The organism is Phyllobacterium chamaecytisi, assembly GCF_020164455.1.
Taxonomy (GTDB): Bacteria; Pseudomonadota; Alphaproteobacteria; order Rhizobiales; family Rhizobiaceae; genus Phyllobacterium; species Phyllobacterium chamaecytisi.
The window spans coordinates 108,418-125,074 of record NZ_JAIQWW010000006.1 but is presented as its reverse complement, the minus strand read 5'-3'; the positions used below and the strand labels follow the sequence as shown (position 1 = coordinate 125,074).

Annotated in this window: 13 protein-coding genes; 7 read left to right on the top strand and 6 right to left on the bottom strand. The window is 57.8% G+C overall.

Translation table 11 applies throughout. The annotated features are described in order from the left end of the window. Positions 1-9: 9 nt before the first annotated feature. Positions 10-2,841: a S10 family serine carboxypeptidase-like protein gene (locus LB462_RS11455; RefSeq protein ID WP_224507932.1), complete on the bottom strand. Its 2,832-nt coding sequence runs from the start codon at positions 2,839-2,841 to the stop codon at positions 10-12. Between the two features lie 266 nt (positions 2,842-3,107). Then, on the bottom strand, positions 3,108-4,739 hold the full coding sequence (locus LB462_RS11450; RefSeq protein ID WP_224508242.1) for an alpha-D-glucose phosphate-specific phosphoglucomutase: 1,632 nt from the start codon (positions 4,737-4,739) through the stop codon (positions 3,108-3,110). 151 nt (positions 4,740-4,890) lie between these two features. Between LB462_RS11450 and LB462_RS11445 the strand changes: the two genes are divergently transcribed. Together LB462_RS11445 and LB462_RS11440 are read left to right on the top strand one after the other, a co-directional pair. After that, positions 4,891-5,148 carry a type II toxin-antitoxin system Phd/YefM family antitoxin gene (locus LB462_RS11445; RefSeq protein ID WP_224507930.1) on the top strand — a complete coding sequence of 86 codons (258 nt, stop codon included), beginning with the start codon at positions 4,891-4,893 and terminating at the stop codon, positions 5,146-5,148. Continuing rightward, positions 5,148-5,561, top strand: a complete 414-nt coding sequence (locus tag LB462_RS11440) for a type II toxin-antitoxin system VapC family toxin (protein WP_224507928.1) — start codon at positions 5,148-5,150, stop codon at positions 5,559-5,561. The genes LB462_RS11445 and LB462_RS11440 overlap by 1 nt, the downstream gene beginning before the upstream one ends. A 47-nt stretch (positions 5,562-5,608) precedes the next feature. Here LB462_RS11440 and LB462_RS11435 read toward each other — a convergent pair whose 3' ends face one another. Beyond that, positions 5,609-6,226 (bottom strand): L,D-transpeptidase, encoded by a 618-nt coding sequence (locus LB462_RS11435; RefSeq protein WP_112525747.1) that lies wholly within the window; start codon positions 6,224-6,226, stop codon positions 5,609-5,611. Positions 6,227-6,400: 174 nt separating this feature from the next. Here LB462_RS11435 and LB462_RS11430 point away from each other — a divergent pair, with 174 nt between their 5' ends. Then, positions 6,401-6,895, top strand: a complete 495-nt coding sequence (locus tag LB462_RS11430) for an MmcB family DNA repair protein (RefSeq protein ID WP_224507926.1) — start codon at positions 6,401-6,403, stop codon at positions 6,893-6,895. A gap of 199 nt (positions 6,896-7,094) precedes the next feature. Here the strand turns inward: LB462_RS11430 and LB462_RS11425 are convergent, their stop codons facing one another. From LB462_RS11425 to hrpB, 3 genes are all read right to left on the bottom strand, one after another. Continuing rightward, the gene (locus LB462_RS11425; protein ID WP_112525471.1) at positions 7,095-7,658 is read right to left on the bottom strand and encodes an ActR/PrrA/RegA family redox response regulator transcription factor; all 564 of its coding nucleotides are present in this window, start codon (positions 7,656-7,658) and stop codon (positions 7,095-7,097) included. A 71-nt stretch (positions 7,659-7,729) separates the two neighbouring features. Beyond that, positions 7,730-9,028, bottom strand: coding sequence for an ActS/PrrB/RegB family redox-sensitive histidine kinase (locus tag LB462_RS11420; RefSeq protein WP_224507924.1), 1,299 nt, complete (start codon positions 9,026-9,028; stop codon positions 7,730-7,732). A gap of 259 nt (positions 9,029-9,287) precedes the next feature. Continuing rightward, a complete protein-coding gene (gene hrpB, locus LB462_RS11415; RefSeq protein ID WP_224507922.1) occupies positions 9,288-11,729 on the bottom strand; it encodes an ATP-dependent helicase HrpB in 2,442 nt (813 codons plus the stop codon). A gap of 215 nt (positions 11,730-11,944) precedes the next feature. Between hrpB and LB462_RS11410 the strand changes: the two genes are divergently transcribed. The 4 genes from LB462_RS11410 to LB462_RS11395 all read left to right on the top strand — a co-directional run bounded on the left by LB462_RS11410 (position 11,945) and on the right by LB462_RS11395 (position 16,654). After that, complete coding sequence (locus tag LB462_RS11410) at positions 11,945-14,533, top strand: S10 family serine carboxypeptidase-like protein (protein WP_224507920.1); 2,589 nt, start codon at positions 11,945-11,947, stop codon at positions 14,531-14,533. An 11-nt stretch (positions 14,534-14,544) separates the two neighbouring features. After that, entirely contained in the window at positions 14,545-14,916 is a 372-nt protein-coding gene (locus LB462_RS11405) for a hypothetical protein (protein ID WP_224507918.1), read from the top strand. 155 nt (positions 14,917-15,071) lie between these two features. Further along, positions 15,072-16,184: an S-(hydroxymethyl)glutathione dehydrogenase/class III alcohol dehydrogenase gene (locus tag LB462_RS11400; RefSeq protein WP_224507916.1), complete on the top strand. Its 1,113-nt coding sequence runs from the start codon at positions 15,072-15,074 to the stop codon at positions 16,182-16,184. Further along, the gene (locus tag LB462_RS11395) at positions 16,184-16,654 is read left to right on the top strand and encodes a GNAT family N-acetyltransferase (protein WP_224507914.1); all 471 of its coding nucleotides are present in this window, start codon (positions 16,184-16,186) and stop codon (positions 16,652-16,654) included. The genes LB462_RS11400 and LB462_RS11395 overlap by 1 nt, the downstream gene beginning before the upstream one ends. Positions 16,655-16,657: the final 3 nt, after the last annotated feature.

Below are 16,657 nucleotides of genomic sequence, written 5' to 3'. Positions count from 1 at the left end.
AAAGGAGTCTCAATTCGATACGGTTGTTGCAGGTGCAGGGAGGCTATAATCAGGATCGTTGTAATATTGATCGAGCGCGGCCTTGAGTGGCTGCCGCGATTCTTCGGTATTATATGTCATATGCCCGCCCTCGAACCATTTGACCGGCGTACGGTCGAGCATTGTCAGGGCCGGCACACCATTGGCTCCGGCCCGGAAGACAAGGGCTTTCAGATTGAGTTCGGTTTGAAACCCGGGCGTGGCAACATCCTGATAGCCGTGCAGGACAAGCAGTTTAAGCGAGGGGCTATAGGTGAGCGCTTCCATCAGATCGGCAGTGCTGGCAGGGCTGAAAGTGCCCGCAGAGCCCCGGTGCGACCATGCCCAGTTGTCGATCGCTTCGTCCGCCCTTACCGCATAGGTTGATGAGGTTTTATAATTGACGAAATCGGGGAGATAGGTCTTCATTTCATTCTCGAAGGCAACGTCGATATACTCGTCGGCGGGATATTTGCTCGATTTGGGCAATGCCATACGCGCATCGTAGCGGCCAAGCATTTTACCCGGGATAAGTTGCTTCCTGAATTCGCCGGCTAGCAGACTAAGATGATCCTTCCAGTAGTTGCTGGAAATGCCGGTCTTGGCATAGAGCTCGTTGAAAAAGCTCTTTCCTTCCGTTCCTGTGCTGAATTTAATCCAAGGAGAGGCGAATTTGGTACTTGTTGGCCGATCCGGGTATTTTGCCAGGATCGGCATATAGCTGTTGACAGTAAAGTCGGTCATCGATCGCAGATAAACCTCCCTGGATTCGATGTTATGCGCCTGCGGCAAATTGAAAAAATTCGCGGTCATGGCATAGGAGGGCAAATAGCCGGAGCAGGTGACAGAAGCCATCCCTACAGGACGGTCTTCGTTATGGTCGCAATCCTGCATATAATCGAGTATCGGCGAGTTGAGGATGATGCCGTTCAGAACTTTGGTCGGCTTGCCGGAAATGTCCGGGTCATAAGCGCCGGTGCCGGCCTTCAACAGGATATCGGCAACGATCGGCGTGCGAATGCCGCCATAGGACTCCCCATAGAGATATTTGGGTGAGCTCTGCCGGTTGTAGCGATTGGTGTAGGCGGCGATGAACCCGGCAATCACTTTTGTGTCGACATCCACGCCCCAGAAAGTCTGGTTCTTGCTTGGCGCAATCGCCGCCGACAGGCCAGTACCGGGCGGGTCGACAAAAACCAGATCGGTCTTGTCGAGAAGCGTAACGGCATTGTCTTCGAGCGGAAAGCTTGCTGGTTGTTCCGCATAGTATTCCTCAGGAATATTGGGCGCGTCGGATTTGAGCCTTTTTGGACCCCATGAGGCCAGATGCAGCCAGATCGAAGGACTGCCCGGCCCACCGTTCCAGAAAAAGGTCACGGGGCGTTTTTCGTGCGGCAAGCCATCGCGCGTATAGGAGGTATAGAATATGGCGGCGCGCGTGTCGCCATCGCCTTTGGCGATCAAATGACCCGCTCTAGCCGTGAATTTGACGGTCTTGCCATCGATTTTCATGCTGTGGCGCATTGCCGATGCGGTTTCAATGACCGAAGCAGGCTGGATCGAGCCCGACATGCTTGTGTTGTAAATGTTCGGGTCTTTCAGCTCGTTGTCATTTGGTGCCAGAAGATCGAAAGCCTCGTCCTCAAAGCCGCCTTCCGCTAGAATGGTGCCAAGCTCCCCACTCACGCCCGCCTGTTTCAGCACATCGGCCGCGGCGGCACTGTTGCCCTCACGGGCAAGCCCGGCCGCCTTGAGCAGCGCCAGCTCCTCTGTGATCTTCTTCGTCTCACTCAACTTCAGCGCCGTCAGCTCACCGGCAAGCGCCGCTTCTTTTGCAAGTTTCAGCGCCGCCATTTCATCGTCGAGCGCCGCACCCTTTTGGACCTTCAACGCTGCCAATTCCTTATCGAGATCGGCGAGCTTCGTTGTCCGCAATGCCGCAATCTCATCGTTGATGACTGCGGTCTTCGCGATCTTCAATTCGGCAAGATCGTTCTCGATCGTCTTGGTCCCGGTCTCCTTCAGCGCTGCCATTTCCTTGTCGAGATCGCCAGTTTTTCTGGCGCGTTGCACGTCGATTTCCTTGGCGAGCTCGGCTTCAAGTTCGCCTGTGCGCTTTAGCCTGAGCGCAGCGATTTCCCCGTCAAGCGCCCCAGCCTTCTCAATCCTCAGCGCTGCAATCTTCGTATCGACATCCCCGGTTTTTTCCCCCCGCAAGGTGGTGATTTCATTTTCGAGCTCCCCTGTCCGTTTGAGCCGGAGCCCTGCAATCTCGTTATCGAGGGCTGTGACCTTTTCGGTGCGCCGACCGTCGGTCTCCGTCGTCAGATCCACTTCAAGCTCGCCAAGGCGCTTTAGCTTGAGTGCGGCAACTTCCCCGTCCAGCGCTTCGAGCTTGCCGGGCCGCAGTGCCTCGATCTCCTGCCCCAGCTTGGCTGTCTTGCTCGCTCTGAGGCCCGTCAACTCACCCTCGATATCGGCGATGCGCTTGCCCTTTTGAAGGGACAATTCGGTATCGAGAGCCTCCAATTTCTGTTGCTTTGCCGATGCGATCTCCTCGTCAAGCGCAAGATGGGCGGCAGACTTGTCCGCCTCGCTCGCCTTCTTCGCATCGTCGATGATTACGGTCGCGCTCGCTTGCGCATTGGCCTTTGTTGCCGCCGCCTCGGCATTTGCCTTGTCGGTGATCGCCTTGGCATTGGCCAGAGCCTCGTTTTTTGTCGCGTCGGCGTCGAACGTGCTCGTGCCATCGGTCGAGGAATCGGAGCTATTGCAAGCTGCGAGCGCAAGTGCGGAAATGAGCAATAAATTCTTGTAATTCATAGGTGCAAATTCCTGATTGGAAATGCACCGACACTTTCAAATTCGACTGGAGCCGACAATTCGCCTAAAGTTTAATCTTTTTAAAAAAATGCATAGATTTTCGCCATATCCGTTCTGTGCGCGTCTTGAAAGGCGGTGACTGCACAAAGCCGGATAGCGGGCGCACGAAAACCTATCATGGGGCAGGAATGCCGAGCCTTCGTAGCCTAGTCCAGATCCCTGCAAATCAGCGGGGATTAGGCGGGAACCATCAGGCTGGTGCGCGGTTACGTAATCACACTCGGCTCATCACGCCCCGTATGCCCTTTGATATCAGCAAGGTCGTGCGCGGCGCGGATGAGATCGGCAAGCGCGCCTTGCGTTTCGAGATCGTGGCGCTTCGGGTCGGGTTCGTAGCGCTCGATATAGACGCGGATCGTAGCGCCGGATGTGCCGGTGCCCGACAGGCGGAAAACAACGCGCGAGCCGCCCTCGAACAGGACGCGGATGCCCTGGTTCTTGCTGACCGATTTGTCGACAAGATCGTGATAGGCGAAGTCATCGGCATGCGTGATCTTGAGGCCTTGCACCGAAGTGCCGGGAAGCGTTGGCAGTTTAGCCCGCAGATCGTCCATCAGCTTGTTGGCGCCGGCCGTGTCGACGCCTTCATAATCATGGCGCGAATAATAGTTGCGGCCGTAGGTCGCCCAATGCTCGTGCGCGATGTCCTGGACACTCACCTTGCGCACGGCAAGGATGTTGAGCCAGAGCAGTACCGCCCAGAGGCCGTCCTTCTCGCGTACGTGGTTGGAGCCGGTGCCGGAGCTTTCCTCGCCGCAGATCGTCGCCATGTCTGCATCGAGCAGATTTCCGAAGAATTTCCAGCCGGTCGGGGTTTCATACATGCCGATCTTCAGCTTTTCCGCGACGCGGTCCGCCGCACCGCTGGTCGGCATGGAACGGGCAATGCCCTTGAGGCCTGCCTTGTAGCCGGGGGCGAGATGCGCATTGGCCGCAAGCATGGCGAGCGAATCGGAAGGGGTGATGAAGATGCCTTTGCCGATGATGAGGTTGCGGTCGCCGTCACCATCGGAAGCCGCGCCGAAATCAGGGCCGTCCGGCGACATCAGCAGGTCGTACAGATCCTTGGCATAGACGAGATTGGGATCGGGATGATGCCCGCCGAAATCTTCCAATGGCACGAAATTGATGCAGGTGCCTTCCGGGGCGCCGAGGCGATGCTCGAGGATCTCCTTGCCATAGGGTCCCGTGACCGCATGCATGGAATCGAAGCGCAGGGTAAAGCCCGACTTGATCAACGCGCGAATCGCATCGAAGTCGAACAGCTGTTCCATCAGTTCGGCATAATCGGCGACAGGGTCGATGATATCGACATCCATTTCGCCGATCTTCTGCGTGCCGATCGTATCGATATCGATATCCGGCGCATCGGCGATCACATATTGCGTGATCGTCTTGGAGCGGGCGAAGATCGCTTCGGTGATCTTTTCGGGAGCAGGTCCGCCATTGCCGATATTGTACTTGATACCGAAATCCTCGGTAGGACCGCCTGGATTATGACTGGCCGAAAGGACGAGCCCGCCGAACGCCTTGTATTTGCGGATGACATTAGAGGCTGCCGGCGTCGACAGTATGCCGCCCTTGCCGACAAGGACGCGCCCGAAGCCATTGGCGGCCGCCATCTTGACGGCGATCTGCACCACTTCGCGATTGTAGTAGCGGCCGTCGCCGCCAATCACCAATGTCTTGCTCTTGAAGCCTTCAAGCGAATCGAACACCGACTGGATGAAGTTCTCGACATAGTTTTCCTGCTGAAACTCCGGGACTTTCTTGCGCAGGCCCGATGTTCCGGGCTTCTGGTCGTCAAATGGCTTGGTGGCAACGGTCTTGAACATGATGGGCTTCCAGTCTCACTTAAGCGTCTGCGACAATCTATGGGCCGGTCGTGTATCAGGTCAACACGACAGAATTTCGAAGGCACGACGCAATTTGAAAGGTTGAAGGTGATGGGAGAGTGTAGTAACATATCTACAACCAAAAGGAGGCTTCATGGGTATTACCACAATCTCCAGTAGAGAGTTCAATCAGCACGCCAGCGAGGCTAAAAAGGCAGCGAATGACGGACCTGTTTTCATTACGGATCGGGGCCGGCCTGCGCACGTTCTCTTGAGCATCGAAGAGTACAGAAAGCTGACTGGCCAGGAAAAAAGCCTTGCAGAGGCTTTGGCCCAGCAAGGTGATGAAGCGGATTTCGATTTTGAGATTCCGCGGATTGAAATATACTCCAAGCCCGTCGATTTTCCTTGATGTTCATTCTGGACACGAATGTCATTTCCGAATTACGCCTTCCCAAAAAAGCGAATTCTAATGTTCTGAGTTGGGCTTCCGGAATTCCCTTGTCCAGTTTCTTTCTGTCATCAATGACCGTCATGGAAACAGAACGTGGAATATTGCTGATGGAAAGAAAGGACTTCAAGCAGGGAGCAGTTTTGCGTACCTGGTTGGAAAACCGTATACTGCCGGATTTCCAGGGCCGGATTCTCGGAGTCGATATCGCTGTCGCCCTTTGTTGCGCGGGTCTGCATGTTCCAAATCCAAAATCCGAGCGTGATGCCCTTATCGCCGCAACGGCTCTTGTGCATGGCATGACCGTCGTGACCCGCAATGTGGCCGACTTTCAATCCACCGGCGTTTCCATCTTCAATCCCTGGAACGCATAAAGGCCGCTCGAAAGCGGCCTATTACCAGTCGTTGCTGAGCCAGCAGATTATCTGACGATGACCTTGGCGCCGACTTCCGCGCGATTATAAAGGTCCATGATGTCCTGGTTCATCAGGCGAATGCAGCCGGAAGACATGGCCTTGCCGATCGACCACCATTCCGGTGTGCCATGCAGGCGGTAACCGGTGTCGCCACCCTTGTTGAACAGGTAAAGCGCGCGGGCGCCGAGCGGGTTGGTGATGCCGGGGTCCATGCCGTCGCGGAATTCAGCAAGCTTGGGCTGGCGCTGGATCATCTCGCGCGGCGGCGTCCATGTCGGCCATTCGCGCTTCATGGCGACGCGCGCGGTACCGTGCCATTCGAAACCCTGCTTGCCTACACCGATGCCGTAGCGCATCGCCTTGCCACCGCCGAGCACATAATAGAGATATTTCGTACCCGTATCGACGATGATCGTCCCCGGAGCCTCGCTGCCATCGTAGTTGACTTGCTGGCGCAAATACTGCGGCGGGATCTTGGAGCGGGGAACAGCAGGAATCACGTAGCCGGCATCGACGACGGAATTGTAGGAGGCTGTGGAATAGCTGAAACCGATCGTAGAACAGCCGGTCAAGGCAGTTGTAGCCATCAGCCCAACTGCGAGGACGATAGTCTTGAGTTGCATGGTCACCCCAATGTTAAGCGAATCTATGTGCGTTTTCTTGTGTTGCCTCTCTAGCGCCATTATTGTTAATGGCTGATTAACCGTAAAGCGAAGTTTTTCGTTAACCTGTCAATCCTCAACCGGGCGGTGTAGTTTTTTTGCCATGGTTGCAAATTTGCCGATATTCTGCGGATCATGCCACTAGTCAGCCTGGGTCAGACAAGCCCGCTCATCGATGGGCGGCAATCGGAAAATGCCATGCTGGTGCGCCGCGGCGTGCAGCGGCTTTTCCTTGAACTCGGACTTGCAGTGATGCCGGAATTGCCTTTGGCGTCCGGTCGGCGCGCGGACCTTGTGGCGCTGACGCGCAGCGGTGAAATCTGGATCGTCGAGATCAAATCCTCGATCGAGGACTGGAAGGTGGATCGTAAATGGCCGATCTATCGGGCGCATTGCGACCGGTTGTTCTTTGCCACGCATCCGGGTGTTCCAGCGGACATTTTCCCCGAAGATTGCGGGTTCATCCTTTCGGACGGCTACGGCGCCGAAATCATCCGCGATGCGCCGGAGCACAAGCTTGCAAGCGCAACCCGCAAGGCCATGACGCTGCGGTTTGCCCGCGTGAGTGCCGCGCGCATGACGCTCGCGGAACTGTCAGGGATTAGTCTGCCTGAAACGGATGTGGAATAGGCTCTGCGCCAGATGCCGGCTATCTCTCCCCTTGTGGGAGAGAAAGGATTTTCCTGGATTTAGCCTCTTCGCTAAATCCTTGGAAAATCCAAGTGAGGGGGTAGTCAGTGAAGCAAATCCCCTCTCTTGCGATTTCTAGCACTTAGCAAGGGCTAAGATGCTGAAATCGCGTTCTCCCCCACAAGGGGGGAGATAAGCCCTAGCGCGGAGCGCGTTTGGCCAGAATGCGCTGCAGTGTGCGGCGGTGCATGTTTAGCCTGCGGGCCGTTTCGGAAACATTGCGATCGCACATCTCATAAACGCGCTGGATATGTTCCCAGCGAACCCTGTCGGCCGACATCGGATTTTCCGGCGGGGCGACCTTTTCACCGGAACGCCGCGTCAATGCCGCAAAGACTTCATCGGCATCGGCTGGCTTCGACAGGTAATCGATGGCGCCGAGTTTGACCGCATTGACCGCGGTCGCGATGTTGCCGTAGCCGGTAAGGATAACGGCACGCGTGTCTTCGCGCCGGGCGCGGATAGCCTCGATAATGTCGAGGCCGTTGCCATCGCCTAGTCGCATATCGACCACCGCATAGGCCGGGGCGTGAGTCTTGACGCTGGCAAGTCCGGCCTCGACCGAATCGGCAATGGCGACGGTGAAGCCTCGCGTTTCCATGGCGCGTGCAAGACGCTGCAAGAACGGCTTGTCGTCATCGACAAGAAGAAGTGTCGGATCGCCGCCTATGGCTGCAATATCGTCCTGATCCGTATTTTCCATCAGGGTTTCCTGCTCTTTTTTTCATATTATTCGTTGTTAATGGTTCGCAATGAACAAAAAGTCAAAGATTATCAATCGGCAACGAGTTGATTGCGCGGCCAGCTCACGATGACCTCCGCACCCTGGCCCGGATCGTTGCGATTGCGGAAGGTAATCGTCGCGCCCGAACGCTCCAAAAGCGTCTTGGCGATGAACAGGCCGAGCCCAAGCCCGCCGCCGTGTTCATTGATTTCGCGGTCGCGGCCGGTGGTGTAGGGCTCGCCGATCCGGTCAAGAATTTCGGCGGCAAAACCCTGGCCATCGTCGCTGACGATGATCTCCACGGTCCTGTCGGTCCAGCCCCAGCTAACCTCGATTGTCGCCCTGGCAAAATCAATCGCGTTCTCGACCAGATTGCCCAGCCCGTAGATGATGCCGGGATTGCGCCGGATAATCGGTTCGACACCTTCGCCCCTCAGCTTCTTCACCACGATGTTGATACCGAAATTGCGGTTGGGCTCGATGACTTCCTCGATGAGCGAGGAGATCTTCAACCGCGACATGTGTTCTTCGCTGGTCGAGGACAGGCTGGTCAGCCGCTTCAGAATCTCACGGCAGCGGTCGGTCTGCGAGCGAAGAAGTTCGATATCTTCGGCAAATCGGTCGTCCTGTTTCAGGCTCCGCTCCATTTCCCTGGCGACGAGGGCGATCGTAGCAAGCGGAGTGCCGAGCTCATGCGCCGCGGCGGCGGCAAGTCCATCCAGCGCAGAGAGATGCTGCTCGCGCTGCAGGATCAACTCCGTCGCAGTCAGCGCATCGGCGAGGAGCCGCGCCTCTTCCGCCACGCGATAGGCATAGACGGCGGTAAAGGCGAGGGCGGAGACCACGGAACACCAGACGCCGGCAATGAGTACGAAGGGGAGTTGCATGCTCTGGCCCTCATACCAGGGCAGCGGCAGGTAGACATTCGCGAGGACCGTGGCGCAGATGGTGACGAGAAGGCCGAGCGCTATCGTCGAATAGGCTGGAAGCGAGGTGGCAGAAATGATCACCGGGACGATCATCAGCACCGCGAAAGGGTTCTGCAGTCCGCCGGTCATATAAAGGAGACCCGCCACCTGCAGGATATCGAAGGCGAGGACAGTGACCGCTGCGCGCGGCTCGAGCCGGTGGTTGATCGGATAGCGGAATGACATCAGGAGGTTCAGCCACGCCGAACAGGCGATCATCGCGAAACAGATGCTGACCGGGAAGGGGAATTTGAGGTAGAGCGCGACGAAAAGCACCGCGATGCTCTGCCCGGCAACGGCAAGCCAGCGCAGGCGAATGAGCGTCGTCAGCCGCAAACGGCGCGACAGATATGATGAGCGTATGCCGAAATCCTGAACCATGCGGGAGCTTTAGAACAAACGGAGTGCAAAGGGAATTGTGGAGTTTGTGGGGGTGCATGCTGTGGTTATCTCTCCCCTTGTGGGAGAGAAAGGATTTTCCTGGGTTTAGCCTCTTTGCTAAATCCTTGGAAAATCCAAGTGAGGGGGCAGTTCAGTGAGGCAAATCCCCTCTCTTGCGATTTCTAGCACTTAGCAAGGGCTAAGATGCTGAAATCGCTTTCTCCCCCACAAGGGGGGAGATAAAGGAGGCCGAGCCTTTTCAAGTCCCGCGCGGCTTTGCCCGGGCGGTCGGCGATGCATTGGCGGGATCCTCCGGCCAGACATGCCGCGGATAGCGGCCGCGCATGTCGCTGCGCACATCCGCCCACGAGCCTTTCCAGAAGCCGGGCAGATCGCGTGTGATCTGGATCGGGCGATGTGCGGGCGACAGGAGTTCAAGCAGGAGAGGGATGGTGCCACCGGCAATGGCGGGATGCATGCCGAGACCGAAGAGCTCCTGCACGCGTACGCTCAGCACCGGTTCCCCTTCGTCGTAGCGGATCGGGATATTCGAGCCGGTCGGCACTTCGAAATGGGTCGGTGCGAGACTGTCGATGTTGCGTTGGAGATCATAGGGAACAGCTGAGCGCAGCCCCTCGATCAGCACATGCGCGGGGATCTGGCCTAAGTGTGCTGTGCCCTTGAGGAAGGGCAACAGCCAGTCATCCAGCGACGCGACGAGAGCATCGTCGTCCATCGCCGGCCAAGCTGAACCGAGCCCCTGATGCAGCCAAGCGAGCCGGCGGCGCAGGATCGTCGCTTCCTTCGACCATGGCAGAATGTCGAGACCATGCGCGCGGACGGCGGCGATAACGCCAAGGTCAGCCTCTTCGCCGCTCGGCGCGGGCAAGGTCTTTTCGGATAGAGCAATCGCGCCGATGCGGGTGGCGTCACGCGCCTGCAGGGCATTTCGCGCGGGATCGTAGGTCACCTGCCGGCCGCTGACGATGCTTGTCGCGAGCGCTTCGCGGATTTCAGCTTCCGTCACCTCCGCCGCGGCAAGGATCCGCGCACGCCCCGCACGCCCGGCGAGATCAGCGACGACCAGCCATGGCGACTTCGCGAGCGACGTGGCGGGATCGACCTCGCCGCCGCGCCCGTTTGCGAGGGTGAATTGGCCATTGCCGCGCGCCTTGGCGATCCGGTCGGGATAGGCGCCGATGAGCAGGCGGCCGACACTGTCGGGTTCCGCGGCATTGCCATTGCCGGCCAGCCGTTTTGCCAACCCGCGCGCCCGCGTTGCACGGTCGCCGCGCTCGCGCCGGAAGCGCGAAAGACGCACATCGAGATCGATATCGTTACCGCCGAGGCCGCGTTCGGTAAGGAGTACGGCAAGCTCCGCCGCTCGGTATGCCTGCCCGCGTTCGCGCGCGGTCAGTACCATATGGGCAAGGCGGGCAGGCAAGGCCAAAGCCCGCATCGCACTACCCATCGGCGTGACGCGATTGCTTTCCAGCGCTCCGAGATTTTCCAGAAGCGCCTTGGCCTCCTTGATTGCAGGGGCCGGCGGCGCATCGAGAAAGGCGAGGCTGGTCGGGTCCGCAACGCCCCAGGCCGCGCAATCGAGAACCAGACCGGTAAGATCGGCCTCGAGAATTTCCGGCGGGGCGAAGGCTTCGAGCGCGGCCGTCTGTTCGGCTCGCCAGAGGCGCAGTGCGATGCCGGGCTCCGTTCGCCCGGCGCGGCCCGCTCGCTGATCGACTGCCGCACGGGAAGCACGCACGGTTTCCAGACGAGTCAATCCGGTGGCGGGTTCGAATTTCGGCAGTCGCGCCAAGCCGCTGTCGATGACAACGCGCACGCCATCGATAGTGATCGAGGTTTCGGCAATGGAGGTGGCAAGGACCACCTTGCGTTTGCCGGGAGGTGGCGGCTTGATTGCCGCGTCCTGATCCCGGCCTTCGAGTGCACCGTAGAGCGGCACGATCATGACGTCGGCGGCAACGCGGCCTTGCAGCGCCTCGGCGGTGCGCTCGATCTCGCGCTGGCCTGGCAGTAAGGCGAGGATGCTGCCGGTCTCGTCGGCGAGCGTATCGCGGATGGCCTTGACCATGGCATCTTCGATACGCTCGTCGGGATTGCGGGCTCGGTAGCGGATATCGATGGGAAAGGAGCGGCCTTTGCTTTCCAGCACCGGCGCGTCATTGAGCAGACGTGCGACCCGGGCGCCATCGAGTGTTGCCGACATGACGAGGAGCTTCAAGTCAGGTCGCAAGGCCGCCTGCACATCGAGCGCCAGCGCAAGGCCGAAATCCGCGTCGAGGCTGCGCTCGTGGAACTCGTCGAAGAGCACGGCTGCAACCTCTTTAAGATCGGGGTCGTCGAGGATCATCCGCGCAAAGACGCCCTCGGTGACGACGAGGACGCGGGTTTTCGCCGAGACCTTGTTTTCAAGCCGCATGCGATAGCCGACGGTTGCGCCGACATCTTCGCCCAAGAGGCTCGCCATGCGGCTGGCGGCGGCGCGCGCGGCAAGGCGGCGTGGTTCGAGGAGGATGATCGTGCGGTCCTTGCGCCACGATGCACCAAGAAGATGCAGCGGAACGAGAGTGGTTTTGCCTGCACCCGGAGGGGCCACCAGTACTGCCGCATTACCATTGATCAGCGCATCATCAAGCGCTGGCAATATCTCGGTCACGGGAAGGGCAGGTAGATCGGTCAAGGCGTCGTATCCGACATTGCAGTATGTGGCGTTTTGACAGGGTTCCTGCCGGCAAGTCCAGTAGCTTTTGGAGATCATTGGTCATCAATAACTGTGTGCACTTCATGAAATGCACACATAAGGGCATTTTTATCGCCTGATTAAACTTTAGGCGAATTGTGCGCCGCAGCAAATTTTGAAAAGTTGTATGCAATTGTAATCAGGATTTTGCACTTATGAATTTTCGCTTTTTGCTGCTTTTCGCAGCGCTCGGCCTCAGCGCCTGCAACGACTCTGATTCTTCCGGTTCTTCCACAAAAGCCACGAGCACGTTCGATGCCGAGGCTGCTGCAGCGCAGGCGAAGCTCGATGGGCTCAACGCAGAGATCGGCCAAAAGACCGCTGCTTTGACCGCCACCGGAGCCAAACTCACCGAAACCGAACAGGCAGATGCGGCGCTGACGGCCAAAAACCGCGACGCCGAAGAAAAACTGGCTGGGCTGCTCGTTGAAGCGGACGCCAAGACAAAGGAAGTCGAAACGGCAGGCGCGACGTTCAAAGCCCGGCGCGACGAACTTGCCGGGCTCGAAGGGCCAGGCGGCAGGATCGAGATGCTGAACCAGGAGATCGCCGGCCTCGAGAAGACGCGCGATGGCCTTGCGGGTGTCAAGGACGGCGTTTCGAGCGAGATTGCCACGCTGAAAATTGAACGCGAGGGTTTGGAAAAAAGGCTGGTTGAGCTGAAGGGAGTTGAGGGAGACCAGACGAAGCCGGGATTGATCAAGCTTGCCGGCGATGAACTGAAGGCCCGAAACGACGAGCTTGCCGATCTAATGGGGGATTCGAAAGACCAGGCAAAACCCGGCAAGATCAAGCTGGCGATGGATGCTCTGGCCAAATATGAAGGCAAGGACGGATTGGTCGAGAAGGCCAAGACAGAGCTTGCACGCCTCGATAAGTTGAAGAACGATGCGCTCGAGGATACCAGAACAGCAAAACTCGAAGCAGCGCGCATCCGTAGCGATGGTTTGATCGAGACCGGACGGTTTGCCGAGGCGGCAAAGATCCTCGATACCGCAGGTCTGACGGCGGAAGGCGCATCGCTTCGTGCCGTCGAGGCTTTCGTCAAGGATGACAAGATCATCGAGGCGGCGGGGGAACTGAAGAAGGTTGCGCCGGTCAAATCCGTGGCGGCGCTCTTTACCCGCACCGGCAAGGACGATGAAGCGTATAAACTCTACGCGCCGGCCGACTTCAAACTGGAAGACAAAACGAAATATGATGGCTCGGCGGGCGCGCAGCTCACTGCTGCCGTCGACGAGAAGCCATCGGTCATGCATCACAAGATGACGCTGAACGGCAAGACCTTCTGGTACACAGCATCGGCCGGTCATTTGACGGCTTTCGCTAAAACTGCGGAGAAACAGGCCCCCCAAGCCTCGGTCTTCTATACCGCCTATACGCGAGACGATCTGCCGAAGGAGAATCGCCCGGTCACCTTCTTCTTCAACGGCGGGCCAGGCGCGTCATCGATCTATCTGCATCTTACGTCGTGGGCGCCAAAGCGGCTTGTCATCGATGCACCGAAAGTCAAGCCTGAATGGGCTGATAACCCGCCGGAAAAATTCGATCAGGTCGATGACAAGGAATCCCTCATGGATAAAACCGACCTGGTCTTCGTCGATATCATACCGGGTACAGGCTACTCGCAAGCAATCGCTCCAAAGACCAACAGCAGCTTCTGGGATGTCACCGCCGACGTGCAACTGTCACATCAGTTCATTCAGCGTTATGTCAATTTCAACCAACGCCACGAATCGCCCAAGTATCTCTATGGCGAATCCTATGCAGGCGGTACCCGTGTACCGAAGCTGGCGCGTGCCATGGAGGAAGCGGGTGAGAGCGGCTACGAGCCCAGTCCAACCGGCGCAAAAACCAAGATTTTGACTGGCGTCGTATTCCATTCACCTGGATTTTATGCTGCCGACAAAAATGCAGCGATGTTACCCACGGTTGCTATGACAGCGCTTGCTATTGGAAAAGTCAAAATACCGGCAACGACAACGCTCGACGTCTATGCTCAGGAATTGCGCGATTTCATGACAAACACCTATTTACCGGCGCGCACATCGGGGTCAAAAGTTGATGTGTCCAAATACACGGGCTCTTCGAGTGAAAGTATTGCATCGCTTGTTAAAGACATTTCATTTTTTAATACATATGATGCCAGAATGTTCATAAAAAGAGACATGACAGTCGATTTTTCGACGGGAGTACCAATACCAACAACCAAACCATGGTACAACATAGACTTCTTCGAAGATCGTGCTTTTTACAACGCCATTACTGCGCTCCTTCCCCGCGATGCGAACTATAAAGCGACATCATCGTATATCAATGCCTCCTGGAACAGCTGGTATCATCCATCTGCTGGTGCCTTTGAAAGTTGGAAAGGCGGAGAATTGAGAAACGGCTTGCCGGATATTGTTGCTGCACTCGGAATGAATCCTTCGCTCAAGCTTCTCACCGTACATGGCTATTACGATACGGCGACACCTTTTTACCGAACGGAGCTGGATCTCAAAGGTGTCGAGATTGACCCCGTGAAGAAAACCACCCTTTTGGACCGCATTCCGGTCAAGAACTTCGAAGGCGGCCATATGATCTACTACTCGGAAAAAGCGCGGGCGCCGCTGAAGAGGACGCTCGACGACTTCTACGATGCGCCGCCCTATGGCACCGGGCCGACAATTGTCAAAGCCCGCGATCTTGTCGCTGCAGTGCCGGTGCAGCGTGCGCCTGTCCCCGCCGTAGCCCTGCATTAGGAGAGCGATCCATGACCATCTCACGTACCATCATCATCGTACTTCTCTTCACCGCAATGGCCGGGTCGGTTCATGCCGGCGATCGCATTTGGGATCCGGAACCTGGGGCCAAAACGGAAAAGCAGGATGCGGCTTCGATCCAGAAGCTGCTTGACCTGGAGCTGCGTGCCAAATTCGGCGCTGCGGCAAAGTCCAATCACCTCTTGACCACGCAAGCTGCCAGCGATGCCGGCTGGGGCTTCGTCGCCGATCATTTCACCGAGATCGACGGTAATCATGACGGCTATGCCAGTTTCGATGAAGTGCAGGCCTTCTTCGATGTCCGCTCGCCCCTGCCTGCCGCCAGAGCGAGGGCAGCGGCGAAAGTGCAGGTCGTGGAGTAAGAAACGGCCACCTTGGCAAAAAGGCGCGTCATGGGAAGCGCGCCATTTCCGGCGAGAAATGTCGCCGGTCCGATTGACGACCCTTGGTGCGATCCTGATAGTGCAACCAGCAAATCACTACGTTGCATTGATCAAGACGCATTGGGAGAGACTTTATGAAATCGCGCGCCGCCGTTGCCTGGGAAGCCAAGAAACCGCTGACCATCGAAACCATCGAGATCGGCGGACCGAAGCCCGGCGAGGTACTCGTGGAAGTCATGGCGACCGGTGTCTGCCACACCGATGCCTACACGCTTTCCGGTCTTGATTCCGAAGGAAAATTCCCGGCCATTCTCGGCCATGAGGGCGCAGGCATCGTGCGCGAGATCGGCGCAGGAGTCACCTCGCTGAAGGTCGGCGATCACGTCATCCCGCTCTATACGCCCGAATGCCGGCAGTGCAAGACGTGCCTGTCGCAGCGCTCGAACCTGTGCACCTCGATCCGCGCCACGCAGGGCCAGGGCGTCATGCCCGACGGCACCAGCCGCTTCTCCTGCGATGGCGGCGAGGTGTTCCATTATATGGGCTGCTCGACCTTCTCGAACTTCACCGTCCTGCCGGAAATCGCGCTGGCGAAAGTGCGTGAAGACGCGCCTTTCGACAAGATCTGTTATATCGGTTGCGGCGTCACCACCGGCATCGGGGCTGTCATTTATACGGGCAAGGTCTGGCCCGGCGCCAATGTCGTGGTCTTCGGCCTCGGCGGTATCGGACTGAACGTGATCCAGGGCGCGCGCATGGTCGGCGCCGACAAGATCATCGGTGTCGATCTCAACCCGGGCAAGGTAGCGATGGCCAGGAAGTTCGGCATGACCGATTTCGTCAATCCCAACGAGGTTGGCAATGACAAGGTGGTGCAGGCGATCCAGGAGTTGACTGATGGCGGCGCGGATTTCTCCTTCGACGCGACAGGCAACACCAATGTGATGCGCCAGGCGCTGGAATGCTGCCACCGCGGCTGGGGGACCAGCATTGTCATCGGCGTGGCGGAAGCCGGCAAGGAAATCTCGACGCGCCCATTCCAGCTCGTCACCGGCCGCAACTGGCGCGGCACGGCTTTTGGCGGTGCGCGCGGCCGCACGGACGTGCCGAAAATCGTCGACTGGTACATGGAGGGCAAGATCGACATCGACTCGCTCATCACCCACACCATGCCGCTCGACGAGATCAACACCGCCTTCGACCTTATGCATGAGGGCAAGTCGATCCGCAGCGTTGTGACATTTTGATGGATGAGAACGTCAAGGTTGTCTTGAGCGGGCTGGATGAACTTAGCCCGCGCGACCTTTATGACATGCTGAAATTGCGGGTTGATGTGTTCGTGGTCGAGCAGAAATGCCCTTATCCCGAGCTGGACGGCAAGGATGTGGATGCGCTGCACCTGCGGCTGCTTTCCGGGAGCGATCTCGTTGGGAGCGTGCGAATCCGCAAACCCGCTAAAACCGATCCTGCTGCCCGGATAGGGCGGGTTGTCGTTGCGCCTGAGCACCGCGGCAAGAAGCTTGGCGACAGGCTCATGGTCGAGGCCATCGCACAATGCGAGCGGCTCTATGCCGAAAGCCCGATCAAACTATCGGCGCAAAGCCAGTTGTTGCGGTTTTATGAATCCTTCGGTTTCGTGCCGGTCTCGGAAGAATATCTCGAGGACGGGATTCCCCATGTCGACATGCAGCGCCCCGCCGCGCTGACCACGGAGTGAGAA

What these genes read in the sequence shown, in the direction of transcription:
- LB462_RS11455 (WP_224507932.1), bottom strand. Translation starts at nt 2,841, where the DNA reads ATGAATTACAAGAATTTATTGCTCATTTCCGCACTTGCGCTCGCAGCT.
- LB462_RS11445 (WP_224507930.1), top strand. Translation starts at nt 4,891, where the DNA reads ATGGGTATTACCACAATCTCCAGTAGAGAGTTCAATCAGCACGCCAGC.
- LB462_RS11440 (WP_224507928.1), top strand. Translation starts at nt 5,148, where the DNA reads ATGTTCATTCTGGACACGAATGTCATTTCCGAATTACGCCTTCCCAAA.
- LB462_RS11435 (WP_112525747.1), bottom strand. Translation starts at nt 6,226, where the DNA reads ATGCAACTCAAGACTATCGTCCTCGCAGTTGGGCTGATGGCTACAACT.
- LB462_RS11430 (WP_224507926.1), top strand. Translation starts at nt 6,401, where the DNA reads ATGCCACTAGTCAGCCTGGGTCAGACAAGCCCGCTCATCGATGGGCGG.
- LB462_RS11425 (WP_112525471.1), bottom strand. Translation starts at nt 7,658, where the DNA reads ATGGAAAATACGGATCAGGACGATATTGCAGCCATAGGCGGCGATCCG.
- LB462_RS11420 (WP_224507924.1), bottom strand. Translation starts at nt 9,028, where the DNA reads ATGGTTCAGGATTTCGGCATACGCTCATCATATCTGTCGCGCCGTTTG.
- LB462_RS11410 (WP_224507920.1), top strand. Translation starts at nt 11,945, where the DNA reads ATGAATTTTCGCTTTTTGCTGCTTTTCGCAGCGCTCGGCCTCAGCGCC.
- LB462_RS11405 (WP_224507918.1), top strand. Translation starts at nt 14,545, where the DNA reads ATGACCATCTCACGTACCATCATCATCGTACTTCTCTTCACCGCAATG.
- LB462_RS11400 (WP_224507916.1), top strand. Translation starts at nt 15,072, where the DNA reads ATGAAATCGCGCGCCGCCGTTGCCTGGGAAGCCAAGAAACCGCTGACC.
- LB462_RS11395 (WP_224507914.1), top strand. Translation starts at nt 16,184, where the DNA reads ATGGATGAGAACGTCAAGGTTGTCTTGAGCGGGCTGGATGAACTTAGC.